Origin of the sequence: Sphingobium sp. SA2 (genome assembly GCF_032227065.1) — a bacterium.
Lineage (GTDB): Bacteria > Pseudomonadota > Alphaproteobacteria > Sphingomonadales > Sphingomonadaceae > Sphingobium.
The window spans coordinates 432,009-447,732 of record NZ_JAPMXX010000006.1 but is presented as its reverse complement, the minus strand read 5'-3'; the positions used below and the strand labels follow the sequence as shown (position 1 = coordinate 447,732).

Sequence of the window (15,724 nt, the reverse complement as noted above, 5' to 3'; positions counted from 1 at the left end):
GACGAGGGCGCTCGCACTCCGGTCCCGCCCCTGTCAATCCCGCCCACTGGCAAACTCAACCGCTGTTGCGCAACGCCGTCGCGATCGCGTTGATTGACAGTTCGATGCCTTCCTTGATGCGCGGATCATCCTCGCCCGCACGGTGGCGCTTCAACAATTCGACCTGCAACAGGTTGAGCGGTTCGATATAGGGCAGGCGCAGCCGGATAGAGGTTTCCAGCGCCGCATTCTTTTCCAGCAATCGCGATTGCGCCGTCGCCGCCAGCAGCCCGTCATGCGTCTGGTTCCACCCCTCGCGTATCCGCCCGAACAGCGTGTCGGCCATTCCCTGATCCTCGACCAGCGGCAGATATTGGGCGGCGATGCCCAGGTCCGACTTGGCCAGCACCATCTCCAGATTGGCGAGCGCGGATTTGAGGAAGGACCAATGCTGCGCCATGTCGGCGAGCAGCGCCTTGTCCTCGAACCCGGCCAGCGCCTGACCCACCCCATACCAGCCCGGCAGCATCACCCGCGCCTGCGCCCAGCTGAACACCCAGGGAATGGCGCGCAGATCCTCGATGGCATTGCTCTTGGTGCGGCTCGCCGGACGCGATCCGATCTTGAGGCCGGAAATTTCCTGGATCGGGGTCAATTGCCGGAAAAATTCCTTGAACCCCTCCGTGCCGTAGACAAGGTCGCGATAGGCGGCGAAGGCGTTTTTCGACAGTTCGTCCATCGCCGCGGTAAAGCGCGCAGCGTCGCGCTCCGAAATCCCCTCCGGCTCCAAGCTGGCGAGCAGGGTGGCGCTGGTCATCGCCTCCAAATTGGTCATGGCGACATCGCGCGACCCGAATTTCGCGGCGATCATTTCGCCCTGTTCGGTGATGCGGATGCGCCCCTGCACCGTCCCGCGCGGCTGCGCCTGGATCGCGGCGAAGGCCGACCCGCCCCCACGCCCCACCGCCCCGCCGCGCCCGTGGAACAACTGCATCGCCGCGCCCGCATCGGCAAAGACGGGGGCCAGCGCCTGGCTTGCCTTGTACAGGCTCCAGGTGGACGTAATGTAGCCGCCATCCTTGTTGCTGTCCGAATAGCCGATCATCACTTCCTGATGCCCGCGCGCCTGCACCACGCCTGCAATTTCGGGCAGGCCGAAATAGGCCGACATGATCGCGGGCGCAGCCTCCAGATCGCCGATCGTCTCGAACAGCGGGATCGCCATGATCGCGGCCTGCGGCGGCGCGCCATCGACGCCCGCCTGCCACAGCCCGGCTTCCTTCAGCAGGATATTGACCTCCAGCATGTCGGACACGCTTTCGGCCTTGGAAATGATATAATGGGTGATGCATTGCGGGCCATAGACGCGATGCGCCTCTGCCGCGGCATGGACGATCGCCAGTTCCGACGCGGTTTCCTCGCCATAGGCCGAAAAGCGCGACCCCAGCGGCCGGTTGCTCGCCAGTTCCTTGCGCAGCAGCGCGATGCGCGCATATTCGTCGAGCGCCGCATAATCCGGCTCGACCCCGGCGACCTTGAGCAATTCGCCCACCACCCGCTCATGCACGTCGCTATTTTGCCGCATGTCGAGCGTGGCGAGGTGGAAGCCGAACGTCTCGACCGCGCGGATCAGGCGACCAAGCGCCCCGCCGCTCGACAGTGCGCCATTGCCCTCGCTCGCCAGCCCCTGCGCCACCGTCACCAGATCGCGGCGGAAATCCTGCGGCATGGCATAGGCCTCGCCCTTGAGCGCGGAGGGGCGGGCAGGCTGCGTGCCGGTCAGCGCGGTGCAGGTCGCAGCCAGCCTAGCATAGATGCCGGATATGGCCCGGCGATACGGCTCGTCCCCCCGGCTCGGCGAAGCATCGCCGCTGGCCTCGGCCAGGTCCAGCACCGCTTGCGGCACATGCGCCAATTCGGTCGACAGCGAGAGTTCCGCCCCCAGCGCGTGCAACGCATCCAGATAATAAGCGATCGCCGCCTGGCATCCGCGCTGCAGCGCATGGCGCAACTGCGGCGCCTGAACGAAGGGATTGCCATCGCGGTCGCCGCCGATCCAGCTCCCCACCCGCAGGAAACTTTGCGGCCGCGCGCCCAGCACCCGCTCCCACCGCGCATAGAGCGCAGGCAGCACCGGCAGGAAGGTGTCGCGGAAATAGGCCAGCACATTGTCGATCTCGTCGGCAACGAACAATTTTTCGCGGCGCAGCGGGCGGGTCTGCCACAACAAGGCGATCTGGCGGAAAATCGCCTCGTCCAGATTTTCGCCATCCTCCGTCTCGTCGCGGCCCGCATCCTTGAGCAGCATCAGGTCGGCGATGCGGTTCTTGTGATCGATCATGCTCTTGCGCCGCACCTCGGTCGGGTGGGCGGTCAGTACCGGCACGATCAGGCTGTGCGACAGCAGGTCCAGCACCGCGTCGCGGCCAATGCCATGCGACTCCAACCGCGCCAGCACCGATGCGACATCGGCGCCCGGCTCGGCGGCGATGCCCTGCCGGTCCTCGGCCAGATTGGCGAGCATCGAAAACAGCATGAACCCGCGCACGAAATTCAGCGTATCATCCAGCGTCAGCGCATCCAGCCCGGTATCGGTCAGGTCCGCCCCCTGCACCCCGCGCGCGCGATCCACCGACGCCGACCGGATATATTCGGTCTGCTTGTAGAGGCTCTCCCCCCCATAAGCCCGGATCACGTCGCCCAGCAGGCGCCCCAGAAAACGGATGTCGGGATTCTGCGTGATCGCAGGGGCGGAGGGGGAGGGGGAAAGAGTCGCCATGGGACGCAATGCTGCATTGCAACAGGGAAAGGGTCAAGCGGTGGATGTAAGGGCGGGGGCAATTGGCAAAGCGAATGTCGCGCCTTGCCCTCTCCCGCCTTCGCGGGAGAGGCTACAAAGACTTGGCAGCTTGCTGCCTAGTCGATGTCGGTGAGGGTCTTTCTTGCCGATTTCCGGCGGTTCATCAGGCTGCGTGTGTTTTACGTCGATCGTGCAGGTCTTGCGCGCGAAAACGCACAGTGAAGCGATAATTTGTCGCTTCGACTTGAAGCCTCGGTAATTGGTCGCACAGAACTGGCGATTATGGTTTGGCAATTCGCTCTTGGGCTATATCTAAGCTGCAACACATCAGGGGGACGCCGTGTCGGAACAGGTCGAAGTTGGCTCTGAGCAAAAGGCGTTTATCTCCTATTCGTGGTCCACGCCCGGCATAAGGCTTGGGTTCGCCGGTTAGCTGAGCGGCTTATGGAGGACGGCGTTTACACGATTCTGGACGAATGGGATCTAAAGCCGGGCCACGATCCGATTCATTTCATGGAACAGTCGATTACTAGGCCCGACGTGACGAAAGTGCTTATCGTCTGCGATCGGGTTTACAAGGAGAAGGCGGACGGCCGTGCCGGAGGTGTCGGCACCGAGACGCAAATCCTTACACCCGAAATCTATCGGAAGGCAGACCAGAGCAAATATGCTGCGCTCGTTACCGAAGTTGATGACGAGGGGCGGGCCTATGTCCCGACCTTTTACGGCGGTCGCATCTTCATCGATTTCAGCAATCCAGAAAGCGAGGAGGAGGCCTATGAGGAGCTAACTCGCTGGATTAATGATGCGCCGCTTCATACTAGGCCTAAGTTAGGAACAAAGCCCAGCTATCTTGGCAAGGACGAAGCACCCCTCGCAACCGCCTCCCGATTTCGTCGGGCGAAGGAAGGGTTGGAGCGCGGTTCCCCCGGTGCATCCGGGCTAGTTCGGGACTTTGGAGAAGGGCTGATTGAGCAGCTTATCGCACTCCGTCCGCAGCAGACAAACGGCCAGGGCGATGCAGTCCCGATTGATGAGGCGGTGGTGTTGGCTGCGGATGCGATGCGGCCATACATCAAGCAGCTTCACGAATTGACGCGCTCGATAGCGCGAGGCACCCCCGCCGCTTTCGATGATCTGCTGTCGATCTTAGAGCAGGTGCTTTCAACGACCGACCGTGATCCGAAAACGAATTCGAGGTCACCTGCCACCTTCGATGCAAATAAGATGATGGCCTACGAGACTTTCCTTGGTGTCATCGCGGTGTTGCTTGCAGAGCGGCAATTAGACCTGATTGCCAGAGCGTTGGATCACGCCTACTATTACAATGATCCCAATGGCAGGCATGGTCGAAGCACGAAGGATTTTGAGGAATTCGATCAATATCCTGAGTCGCTCCAATATCGTAATCAGCGTCTCAATCAGAGCCGAGGGGACTGGCAAGCTGACTTCATAAACGAGCATTACCAAACAGGGACGCCATCGTTCGCGCGAATGATGGAGGCTGATTTACTCCTATTCGTGAGAAGGCCGGTTAGCGAGCCGGGTCGATATATCTCATGGTTTCCTCGCACCCTCATCTACTCGGGCCGCCGAAATTCAGCACTCGAGCTGTTCGCTAGGATGGAGAGTGCTAAGTTCTTCGCCAACGTCAGCCAGATGCTGTTCGGCTCTGTCAGCGCGGAGGATTTTAAGGAGCGCGTTAGAGTATTGAGCGGGAAGCGGCTGTGGCAAAATGTGTATCCCGGTCCTAGCATCGACGATCTTGTGGGCATCGAGCACGTTGCTTCTCGCCTTTAACCAGCGGAGGATAAGCCAAAGCCCTTCGACGTTAACGAGAGGCCAGTTTTCGAATCGAAAAGAAGGGCTGGGAACGGCAGAGTTTGGCGCATAACACCCCGCCACAAAATCCCCTTTCCTACTCGCACATCCTCTGATCTATCCTTTCCGATGGACCAGCACCCCACTTCGCCGCCGCCCCCGGACAACCGCGCCCACTGGACGCCCGCCAAGCAGCGGCGCTTTCTCGTTGCCCTGCTCGAAACCGGCACCGTCGCCACCGCCGCGCGCAGCGTCGGCATGTCGCCCACCAGCGCGCATCGCCTGCGTCGGCGGCTGGCGGGGACGATGTTCGACCAGAGCTGGGACTGGGCGCTGGCCCATTATGCGCAGTGCATGGCCGATCCCTTCGCGCCGGACCCGCCGCCGGTCGCTGCCCCGCTGAGGTGATGATGGGGTTTGCGAACCAGACCCTAAAATCCTCCCCTGGAAGGGGAGGGGGACCGTTCGCGAAGCGAATGGTGGAGGGGTGTCGCCCTATCGATAGCGTGACACCCCTCCGTCAGGGCTTCGCCCTGCCACCTCCCCTGCCAGGGGAGGATGGGCGTTGTTCGACACGCCCATATCGGGTTGCAAACTGCATGACCGCCACCTCGCTGATGGCGATGCCCGCGCCTGTGGCCTCCCCTTGGTATGAAGAAAAATTTTCCGTTCGCCCTGAGCCTGTCGAAGGGCCGCTTTTTCTTCATTCTAAACTTCCGCGCGAAGAAAAGGACAGTCCTTCGACAGGCTCAGGACGAACGGAGCTTTCATATGCGATAGCCCTGTTGTCGCGTCATAGTGACCCAGCTGTGACTTCACCGTGACCCAACACGAACCTCACCGGGTCTTCACAGCGCCCTCGCCTTTACGATTGGCCCCATTTTCCCGACGACGGTGTGAACTTCGGCTGATCCTTGGCAGACGCGCCACTGTCACCGCCGCCGCACCCCTCTTGCGCTCCCCCGCCCCCATGGGCCATGGGGTGGGCGTGACCGCCAGCATCAGCATAGGAACCGACAGCCACGGCAAGCCCGTGCTGGTCGACGTGGAGGAATTGCTCGCCACCCGGCTGCTCGTTCAGGGCAATTCGGGGTCGGGCAAGTCGCATCTGCTGCGCCGCCTGCTGGAGGAAAGCGCGCCGATGGTGCAGCAGGTGGTGATCGACCCGGAGGGGGATTTCGTCACGCTGGCCGACCGCTACGGCCATGTGGTGATCGACGCCGGCGACTATAATGAGCGCGAGATCGTCACGATGGCGACGCGGATTCGCGAACATCGCGCCTCGGTGGTGCTGAGCCTGGAGGCGCTGGAGATCGACGCGCAGATGAAATGCGCCGCCTCCTTCCTCAACGCGCTGTTCGATGCGCCCCGCGACCATTGGTATCCCGCTTTGGTGGTGGTGGATGAGGCGCAGATGTTCGCCCCCGCCGCGGCTGGCGACGTGTCCGACGAAGCGCGGCGGGTGTCGCTGGCGGCGATGACCAATTTGATGTGCCGGGGGCGCAAGCGCGGGTTGGCGGGCGTGATCGCGACGCAGCGGCTGGCGAAGCTCGCCAAGAATGTCGCCGCCGAAGCGTCGAACTTCCTGATGGGGCGCACCTTCCTCGACATCGACATGGCGCGCGCCGCCGATCTGCTGGGCATGGAACGGCGGCAGGCGGAGCAGATTCGCGACCTGGAGCGCGGGCGCTTCCTGGCGCTGGGCCCGGCCATCTGCCGCCGTCCGGTGTCGGTCAAGATCGGCGCGGTCCACACCAGCACGCGCGGCGGCACGCACAAGCTGATGGCCCCGCCGGTGACCAGCGGCGAGGATTTTCAGGAATTGCTGTTCGCCCCGAACCGCAGGATGCGGCCCCCGTCGCCCCGCCGCGCGCCGATCCGCCGCCCCGCCCCGCCGAGGAGATCATCCGCGCGCTGGCCGATTCGCCCTCGGCCAAGCCCGCCGCGCCCGAACTGGATTTCGGCCAGAATGAGCCGGTGGTGATGGCGGTGCTGGAAGAGATCGTCGCCGATCTGGGCGATGCGGCCCCCAGCGTGTCGACTTTGTACCAGGATTTCGGCGTGCGCTGCCGCATGAAGGGGCTGCGCACCCCGCCGCTGGACCTGCCCGCCTTCCGCAAGCGCTTTGCCATGGCGCAGGCGGGGATGATGGACGCCGCCGATCCGCGCTGGGAACCGGCGATGCGCGCCGCCGACACGCTGCCCGAAGACATGCTCGCCCCTTTCCTGCTGATCGCGCGCGCCGCGATGCAGGGGCATCAATGCCCCGACGATGCCGCCCTGGCGCGCGCCTATGGCACCAGCTCGCCGGGGCGCGTCCGCCGCCTGATCGACTATATGGAAAAACTGGGCGTCATCGTCGCCCGCACGGATTTTTCGGGCAAACGCTCGATCGGCGTGCCGGGATTGGGGCTGTCGACGGCGGTGGCGGAGGGCTGAGCGGCGGCTTGCTCCCCTTTCGGGAGCGGCCTATAGCGCGCCCCATGACCGCCGAACCCTTCGCCAGACAGCTTGCCGCTTTGGACGCGCGCGGGCGGTTGCGTCGCCTGATGCCCCGGTCGGGCCATGATTTCGCGTCGAACGATTATCTCGGCCTCGCCGCCGATCCGATCATCGCCGGGGCGGTGGCGGATGCGATTGCACGGGGCGTGCCGGTGGGGTCGGGCGGATCGCGGCTGCTGCGCGGCAATGCGCCCGAACATGAAGGGTTGGAGGCCAAGGCCGCGGATTTCTTCCGCACCCAGGCGTCGCTGTTCGTCGCCAATGGCTATGTCGGTAATCTCGCTCTGTTCGGCACCCTGCCGCAGCGGGGCGACCTGATCGTCGCGGACGAACTCATCCACGCGAGCGCGCATGACGGCATTCGCATGAGCAAGGCCGCCGCCGTCTTTGCCCGCCATAATGACGTGCAGAGCTTCGCCGACCTGATCACCGCCTTCCGCGCCGAAGGGGGCAAGGGCCGCATCTGGATCGCGGTCGAAACGCTCTATTCGATGGACGGCGACCTCGCCCCGCTCGCCGATCTCGCCAAGCTGGCGGCCAAACATCATGGCATGCTGCTGCTCGACGAAGCCCATGGCACCGGGGTCTTCGGACCGGGTGGACGCGGGCTTTCGGCCGGGCTGGACGGGCTGCACAATGTCGTCACGCTCCATACCTGCGGCAAGGCGATGGGGGTGGAAGGCGCGCTGATCTGCGGGCCACGCCTGCATATCGACTATCTCATCAACCGCGCCCGCGCCTTCATCTTCTCCACGGCGCCCTCGCCGCTGATGGCCGTCGCGGTCTCCGCCGCACTCGACCGGATCGAGGAAGCGAGCGACCTGCGCGACCGGTTGAAGACGTTGCGGCAGGATGCGGCCGAAGCCATCTGCGCGCCGCTCGGCCTGCCCACGCCGCGCAGCCAGATCGTGCCGGTCATCCTCGGCACGGATGCGCGCACCATGGCGGCGGCAGCGGCGCTGCAGGACGCCGGGTTCGACGTGCGCGGCATCCGCCCGCCAACCGTGCCGCCGGGCACCAGCCGCCTGCGCATATCGCTGACGCTCAATGTCGGTCGCGCCGACATCGCCGCGCTCGGCCGCGAATTGCAGAGGATCGTAGGATGAGCGTTCTTATTGTCACCGGCACTGATACAGGCATCGGCAAGACGGTCTTCGCCGCTGGCCTCGCCGCTGCTTTGGGCGCGCATTATTGGAAGCCGATCCAGGCCGGGGTCGACCCCGATGGCGACAAGGAGGAGGTCGCTCGCCTGTCCGGCCTGCCCGCCGCGCATATCCTGCCCGAAGCCTATCGGCTGGCGACACCCGCCTCCCCGCATCTCGCCGCGCGGATCGACGGGGTGACGATCGAATTGGACCGGCTGGCGTTGCCGCAGATCGACGGACCGCTGGTGGTCGAGGGCGCAGGCGGCGTGCTGGTGCCGATCAGCGAGACGCTGTCGATGGCGGACCTGTTCGCCCATTGGGGCCAGCCCGTCATCCTGTGCGCGCGCACCGCGCTCGGCACGATCAACCATAGCCTGCTCAGCGTCGAGGCGTTGCGGTCGCGCGGCGTGCCGATTGCAGGCATCGCCTTCATCGGTGAGGCGCATGCGGAGAATGAGCGGATCATCCCGCTGCTGGCGGGTGTGCCCAGCCTTGGCCGCCTGCCGCTGCTCGACCCGCTGAACCCGGCCACGCTGGCGCAAGCCTTTGCCGCGCATATACGGCTTTCCGATCCTTTCAACGGCTGATAATATTCGACCAACGACATGGACAGGCTTGTTGGACAGGCGTTCAAGTCCCCGTCATGCCGGGCGCGTCCGATGCGCCCACTTCAAGCAAGGGATGCTTTGATGAAACACCTCCTCCTGGGCGCTGCCGCCTCCGCACTGGCGCTGACCGCTGGTATCGCCCACGCGCAACAGCCCGCCCCAGCCATCACCACCGCCCCAGTTTCGGCCAAGCCCACCTATGGCAGCTATGGCTTCGACGCGGCGGGCATGGACCTGTCAGTGAAGCCGGGCGATGATTTCTACGACCATGCCAACGGCACCTGGGCGAAAAACACGCCGATCCCGGCCGACAAGTCCAACTATGGCGCGTTCAACACGCTCGACGAATTGTCGCGCACCCGCACCCGCGCGATCCTGGACGCGGCGAAAGATGATCCGGCGAGCAAGATCGGCGCGGCCTATGCCAGCTATCTCGACACCGCCGCCGTCGAAGCCAAGGGGCTGGCCCCGATCAAGCCTTGGCTCGCCGAGATCAAGGGCGTGAAGGACAAGGCGGGCTATGCGACGCTCGCCGCCAAGGCTGCCCGCGCCGGGATCAGCGGCCCGTTCCGATTCTATGTCGGGCAGGACGATAAAGACCCCGAAACCTATATTCTGTCGATGAGCCAGGGTGGGCTGGGCCTGCCCGATCGCGACTATTATCTGGATGAAAAGCCGGAAATGGCAAAGATCCGCGCCGCCTATGTCGCGCATCTGGAGACGATGCTGACGCTGGCGGGTGAAACAGACGCCAAGGCGCGCGCCGCCGCCTTGATGGCGTTCGAGACGGAAGTGGCCAAGGTCCACTGGACCCAGATCGACAGCCGCGACGCGGACAAGACCTATAATAAGCTGACGCTGGCCGCCCTGCAAAAGGCCGCGCCAGGCTTCGACTTCGCCGCCTATTTCAAGGCGAATGGCCTGACGCCGACCGACCTGCTCGTCGCCCAACCCTCCGCCATCACCGGCGAGGCGGCGCTGATCGCCAAGACGCCGATGGCCGTGCTGAAGGACGCGCTGTTGCTGCCCAGCCTGCATGCTTATGCCGACAAACTGCCCGACAACATCGCCAATGCCGACTTCGCCTTTTACGGCACCACCCTGTCAGGTACGCCAGAGCGTGAGGCGCGGTGGAAGCGGGGCGTCGATTTCCTCAAGGATTCACTCGGCGAAGAGGTCGGCAAAGTCTATGTCGCGCAATATTTCCCGCCTGAAACCAAAGCGGCGATGGATGTGCTGGTAAAGAATGTGATCGCCGCCATGGGGCGTCGCATCGACGGCCTGCCGTGGATGAGCGACACGGCCAAGGCGCGCGCGCACAAGAAGCTGGCCGCCTTCACCCCCAAGATCGGCTATCCCGACAAATGGCGCGACTATGATGGCCTCGCCATCCAGCGCGACGATCTGCTGGGTAATGCGATGCGCGCCAATCAGTTCGATTTCGACTATAATATCGGGAAGCTGGGCAAGCCCATCTATCGTTGGGAATGGGGCATGACGCCGATGGAGATCAACGCCTATGCCAATTTCGGCATGGTCGAGATCGTGTTCCCCGCCGCGATCCTGCAACCGCCTTTCTTTGATCCCAACGCCGACCCAGCGGTCAATTATGGCGGTATCGGCGCTGTGATCGGCCATGAACTGAGCCATCATTTCGACGATCAGGGCGCGAAATATGACGAAACCGGCAAGCTCAACCAATGGTGGACCGACGCTGATGTCGCCAATTTCAAGGCGCTGACCGACAAGCTGGTCACCCAATATGACGCCTATGAGCCGTTCCCCGGCGCGCATGTGAAGGGGGCGTTCACGCTGGGCGAGAATATCGGCGATCTGGGTGGTCTGGCCGTTGCGCTCGATGCCTATCATGCCTCGCTGAGCGGCAAGCCCGCGCCGGTGATCGACGGCATGACCGGCGACCAGCGCTTCTTCCTGGGCTGGGCGCAGGTGTGGCGGCGCAATTATCGCGAGGCCAATCTGCGCCAGCGGCTGGTCACCGATCCGCACGCGCCGTCGCAATATCGCGCCGATATCGTGCGCAATTTCGATAGCTGGTATGAGGCGTTCAAGCCTGCGCCGGGCGGCAAGCTCTATCTGGAGCCCAAGGAGCGCGTCAAAATCTGGTGATGACAAGCGTGCGCCGACCCCGGTTTTCGGAGTCGGCGCAAACTTGTTGCAAGATCGCAACGATGGTGGCGGCTGATGGCCCGTTGTCCAAAAAGGACGAACTGTCGGGAACCCGAACATCGTCCGCCTTATGCCACGGCTCGACGGAACGGGCCTTCCCATGCCGATGCGTTGTCCACAGCTTCTGACGGGTCATCAGTTCAAGGAGACGCATTGTGAAGAGCCTCACCCTTTCCCACGCCCTCAAGGCTGGCCTCGCATCGGCCGCTCTTTTCGCGGTTGCCCCGCTCGCGGCGCAGACCACGCAGCCCGCCCCTGCGGCACCCGCTTCCCCGGCAGCGCCCGCCGCCGGAGCCAGCAATTTCAGCGATAGCGATATCCAGCAATTTGCCGCTGCGGCCACCGAAGTGACGAAAATCCAGGCGGATGCGTCGATCCCGGCCGCCGAGAAGCAGCCCAAGATGCTCGCCGCGTTGCAGGCGTCCGGCCTGCCCCCTGAAAAGTTCAACCAGATCGGCCAGGCTGCTGCCACCGACCCCGCGCTTCAGCAGCGCATCCAGGCAGCCGCACCGGCTGCTCCTGCGCAACCGCAGCCCTGATGAAAGAGTGATGGGCCGGTCCTCGATCGGCCCATTTTTCGTCCCGCCGCCCGCTGGTTCCCCGATCGGTTAAAAATATCAGGGGGTGACGGCGGCGGCGCGGTTTGTCTATCGTGCCCGCCATGCAGCAACTGGCCCTTTCCATCGCGCTGATCGGCATATTGGGGATCGGCGCGCAATGGATCGCCTGGCGCACGGGCTGGCCTGCCATTGCGCTCATGCTGGCGGCGGGCGTCATCGGCGGCCCCGTTCTCCACATCATCAATCCCGAACATGTGTTCGGCGAACTGCTCGAACCCATGGTGTCGATCGCGGTTGCGCTGATCCTGTTCGAAGGGGGGCTGAGCCTCAACTTCCGCGAATTGCGCAAGACCGATGGCGCGGTGATCCGCCTCGTCCTGCTCGGCGCACCGATCGGCTGGGTATTGGGCGCGATCGCCTGCTATTATGTCGCTGGATTGGTCTGGCCGGTGGCGATCCTGTTCGCCGGGATATTGGTGGTCACGGGGCCGACCGTGGTGCTGCCCTTGCTGCGTCAGTCCAACGTCGCGGCGCGTCCGCGCGCCATCCTGAAATGGGAAGCGATCGTCAATGATCCGGTCGGGGCGCTGCTCGGCGTCGTGACCTATGAATATCTGCGCCGGGCGGGCGAGGGCGGGACGCTGGCATCGGTCATCCTGTCGCTGCTGGGCGCCGCGGTCATCGCAGGCCTGATCGGCTGGCTTGCCGCCCGTGCCATCGGCTGGGCCTTTCCGCGCGGCCATGTGCCCGAATATCTCAAGGCACCGATATTGCTTGTCGCGGTGATCGGCGTCTTTGTCGGGTCGAACATGATCCAGCAGGAAACCGGATTGTTGGCGGTTACGGTGATGGGCGTGGCGCTTGCCAATATGCGCTTCGATTCGCTGCGCGACATTCAGCCGTTCAAGGAGAATGTCACCGTCCTGCTGATCTCAGGTGTGTTCGTGATCCTCTCCGCCTCGCTCAACCTGGAGGTGTTGCGCCAGTTCGAATGGCGCTTCATCGGCTTCCTGCTGGCGCTTTTGTTTTTGGTGCGGCCAGCCACGGTCCTGCTCAGTCTCGCTTTCTCGCCCGTCCCCTGGAACGAGCGGTTGCTGGTCGCGTGGATCGCGCCGCGCGGTATCGTCGCGGTGGCTATTTCCGGCCTGTTCGCGCTGCGGCTCGACCGGCTCGGCTATGGTGACGGATCGATCCTGGTCACTTTGTCCTTTGCGGTCGTCATCGCGACGATCCTTTTCCATGGTTTTTCGATCAAGGCGGTCGCGCGGCTGCTCAAGGTGACCGGCGCATCGGAACAGGGACTGCTGATCGTCGGCGCGACGCCTTTCAGTCTGGGGTTGGCCGATCAGTTGCGGCAGATCGACATACCCGTGACGATTGCCGACAATAGCTGGCAGCGGCTTGCCCCGGCCCGGCACAAGGGCATCCCCACCTATCATGGCGAGATACTGTCCGAAGCCACCGAAGAGCGGCTGGATCTGGCCCAGTTTCAGGTGCTGGCTGCTGCGACCGGCAACGAAGCCTATAACGCGCTCGTCTGCAATGAATTTGCGCCGGAGATCGGCCGTGACAATGTTTATCAGCTGGGCGACGCCAGCGATGATGACGATCCGCGCACCTTGCCCGAATCGCTGCGCGGCCGAACGCTCTTCACGTCGGGCCATGGCGTGGAGGATATTGTGGAACGCGAGGAGCAAGGCTGGACCTTCCGCAAGACGAAGATCAGCGAACAGTTCGATTATGAAGCGGCTCGCGCCGCCTTGCCGCCGGAGGGTGACATGCTCTTGCTGGTCCGCCGGACTGGCGCGCTGCGTTTCTTCTCCCATGCGTCGCGTCCCACGCCCCAGCCCGGCGACACCATCTTGTCCTATGTGCCGCCCGCCCCGATCCGATCGAAAGGAAAGGAAGAATGAGCAAATTGGCCCCAACCGCGCTGCTCCTGTGCGCGAGCTTGGCTGCGTGTCAGCCGCCCGCTGGGCAGGAGGCTGCCAATAACGCGATCGCCGACAATGGCGTGGCGGACAATGGCGCGGACAATATGGTCGAGCCGCAACGCTCCATCCTGCGCCCCGAAGTCGTGCCCACGGTGGAAGAACCCAAGATCGAGCCGGAAGAATTGCTGATCGGCTTCGGTGCGCTGTCGCTCCAGTTGGACGATGGGGCGAAGGCGGCTCTGGACGCGCTGATGACGACCCCGGCGATGCAGGCGGGCGGGACTGTCGCGCTGCGTGGGCATAGCGATTCGCTGGGCACCGATGGCGACAACCGCGTTGCTTCCCGCCGCCGCGCCGAGCGGGTGCGCGAATATCTGGTCGAAAAGGGCGTGGCGGCCGAGCGCATCACGCTGGTCGCTCTGGGGGAAACCCGGCCGATCGCGCCCAATGCCAAGGAGGATGGTAGCGACGATCCCGAAGGTCGGGCCAAGAATCGCCGGGTCGAGGTGCGCGTCACGCCGCCGCCGGTCGTCATTCCGCCGCCCGTGCCGGTGGATGCGCCGGACGCGGAGAAGCCATAGCCTTGCAGGCGGCTCTCGCCTAAAGACAGGCCATGACGTCTCCTGTCTGGCACCCCTTCACCCAGCATGGCCTGAACGAGCCGATCCCCCAAGTCGTGCGCGCCGAGGGCGCACTGCTGCATCTGGCCGATGGCAGCATGTTGATCGACGCGATTTCGAGTTGGTGGGTAACGACTCATGGCCATTGCCACCCGCGTATTGCGGCCGCCATTGCGGCGCAGGCGGGGCAGCTCGATCAACTGATCTTCGCGGGCTACACCCATGCACGGGCAGAGGAAGTAGCGCGCGGCCTGATTAACCTAGCGCCCCGCGCGCCTGATCAGCCCAGTCTCGCGCATGTCTTCTACTCCGACAGCGGTTCCACCGCCGTCGAGGTCGCGCTGAAAATGGCGCTTGGCTATTGGCACAACCGGGCGCTGGACGGGCTGGGCGGCGCGCGCAGCCGTATATTGGTGCTGGACCATAGCTATCATGGCGATACGATCGGCACGATGTCGATCGGCGAGCGGGGCGTCTATAATGCCGCCTGGACGCCGTTGCTGTTCGATGTCGGGACGATTCCGTTCCCGGCACCGGGCCATGAGCAAGCCTGCCTTAATGCGCTTGATGCCGCTTGCCGCGAAAAGCCAGCCGCCTTCATCGTCGAGCCGCTGATATTGGGCGCGGGCGGGATGCTGGTCTACTCGCCCTTGATCCTGCGCGAGATGGCGGCGATCTGCCGCCGCCATGATGTGCTGTTCATTGCCGACGAAGTGATGACCGGCTGGGGCCGCACCGGCACGCTGTTTGCCTGTGAACAGGCAGGGGTCGTGCCCGACATCATGGCGGTGGCGAAGGGCATTACCGGCGGCGCGATCCCGCTGGCGGTGACGCTGGCGACCGCGCCGATCTTCGAAGCGCATCGCTCGACCGACCGAGCGCGGCTTTTCTACCATTCGTCCAGCTATACCGCGAATGCCATTGCCTGTGCGGCGGCGGCGGCCAATCTCGCCGTCTGGCGCGAGGAGGATGTGCTGGGCCGGATCACCACGCTGGCTGATGGCATCGCGACGCGGCTGGCAGAACTGGCGCAGCATTCCGCCTTCTCCAATCCGCGGCAACTGGGGGCAATCGCGGCGATCGATCTGATCGCGCCGGATGCGGGCTATCTGTCGGACCTTGCGCCCCGGCTCCGGGCCTTCTTCCTGGAGCGGGGCATATTGCTGCGGCCCTTGGGCAACAGCATCTATCTCATGCCGCCCTATTGCCTGGATGAAAGACAGCTCGATCACATTTTCGCCGCGCTCATCGCGGCAGGGGATCGGTTCGGCGTAAAAGCGTGACTTCCATTTTGCGCAGTTTGGCGCTATGGCGGCGCGATTTTGCGAATTTGGGATATTATGGCGAAAGAAGAACTGCTTGAAATGCGCGGACAGGTTGTGGAGCTTCTCCCCAACGCCATGTTCCGTGTCCGGCTTGAAAATGACCACGAAATTCTCGGCCACACCGCCGGCAAGATGCGCAAGAATCGCATCCGCGTGCTGGTGGGTGACGAAGTGCTTGTCGAGCTGACCCCTTACGACCTGACCAAGGGTCGGATCACGTACCGTTTCAAATAAGTCGTATCT

The 15,724-nt window shown here is 63.9% G+C and carries 11 protein-coding genes and 1 pseudogene; 11 read left to right on the top strand and 1 reads right to left on the bottom strand.

The window, feature by feature from the left end; all coding sequences use genetic code 11:
- Positions 1–55: 55 nt before the first annotated feature.
- The gene (gene ppc / locus OVY48_RS09645; RefSeq protein ID WP_313922689.1) at positions 56–2,758 is read right to left on the bottom strand and encodes a phosphoenolpyruvate carboxylase; all 2,703 of its coding nucleotides are present in this window, start codon (positions 2,756–2,758) and stop codon (positions 56–58) included.
- Between the two features lie 414 nt (positions 2,759–3,172).
- Between ppc and OVY48_RS09640 the strand changes: the two genes are divergently transcribed.
- From OVY48_RS09640 to infA, 11 genes and pseudogenes are all read left to right on the top strand, one after another.
- On the top strand, positions 3,173–4,579 hold the full coding sequence (locus tag OVY48_RS09640; RefSeq protein ID WP_313922688.1) for a toll/interleukin-1 receptor domain-containing protein: 1,407 nt from the start codon (positions 3,173–3,175) through the stop codon (positions 4,577–4,579).
- A 150-nt stretch (positions 4,580–4,729) separates the two neighbouring features.
- Positions 4,730–5,008, top strand: coding sequence for a LysR family transcriptional regulator (locus tag OVY48_RS09635; RefSeq protein ID WP_313922687.1), 279 nt, complete (start codon positions 4,730–4,732; stop codon positions 5,006–5,008).
- Between the two features lie 580 nt (positions 5,009–5,588).
- Positions 5,589–7,039: pseudogene (locus tag OVY48_RS09630) on the top strand (helicase HerA domain-containing protein).
- Positions 7,040–7,083: 44 nt separating this feature from the next.
- Positions 7,084–8,208 (top strand): 8-amino-7-oxononanoate synthase, encoded by a 1,125-nt coding sequence (locus OVY48_RS09625; RefSeq protein ID WP_313922685.1) that lies wholly within the window; start codon positions 7,084–7,086, stop codon positions 8,206–8,208.
- A complete protein-coding gene (gene bioD / locus OVY48_RS09620) occupies positions 8,205–8,834 on the top strand; it encodes a dethiobiotin synthase (RefSeq protein ID WP_313922684.1) in 630 nt (209 codons plus the stop codon). The genes OVY48_RS09625 and bioD overlap by 4 nt, the downstream gene beginning before the upstream one ends.
- Before the next feature lie 102 nt (positions 8,835–8,936).
- A complete protein-coding gene (locus OVY48_RS09615) occupies positions 8,937–10,982 on the top strand; it encodes a M13-type metalloendopeptidase (protein ID WP_313922683.1) in 2,046 nt (681 codons plus the stop codon).
- A 215-nt stretch (positions 10,983–11,197) separates the two neighbouring features.
- Positions 11,198–11,581 (top strand): DUF4168 domain-containing protein, encoded by a 384-nt coding sequence (locus OVY48_RS09610; RefSeq protein WP_069065841.1) that lies wholly within the window; start codon positions 11,198–11,200, stop codon positions 11,579–11,581.
- 122 nt (positions 11,582–11,703) lie between these two features.
- Positions 11,704–13,515: a cation:proton antiporter gene (locus tag OVY48_RS09605; RefSeq protein ID WP_096061343.1), complete on the top strand. Its 1,812-nt coding sequence runs from the start codon at positions 11,704–11,706 to the stop codon at positions 13,513–13,515.
- A complete protein-coding gene (locus OVY48_RS09600; protein ID WP_313922681.1) occupies positions 13,512–14,117 on the top strand; it encodes an OmpA family protein in 606 nt (201 codons plus the stop codon). The genes OVY48_RS09605 and OVY48_RS09600 overlap by 4 nt, the downstream gene beginning before the upstream one ends.
- Before the next feature lie 32 nt (positions 14,118–14,149).
- Positions 14,150–15,439 (top strand): adenosylmethionine--8-amino-7-oxononanoate transaminase, encoded by a 1,290-nt coding sequence (locus tag OVY48_RS09595; protein WP_313922680.1) that lies wholly within the window; start codon positions 14,150–14,152, stop codon positions 15,437–15,439.
- Between the two features lie 57 nt (positions 15,440–15,496).
- Positions 15,497–15,715: a translation initiation factor IF-1 gene (infA, locus tag OVY48_RS09590; RefSeq protein WP_003049127.1), complete on the top strand. Its 219-nt coding sequence runs from the start codon at positions 15,497–15,499 to the stop codon at positions 15,713–15,715.
- Positions 15,716–15,724 lie beyond the last annotated feature (9 nt).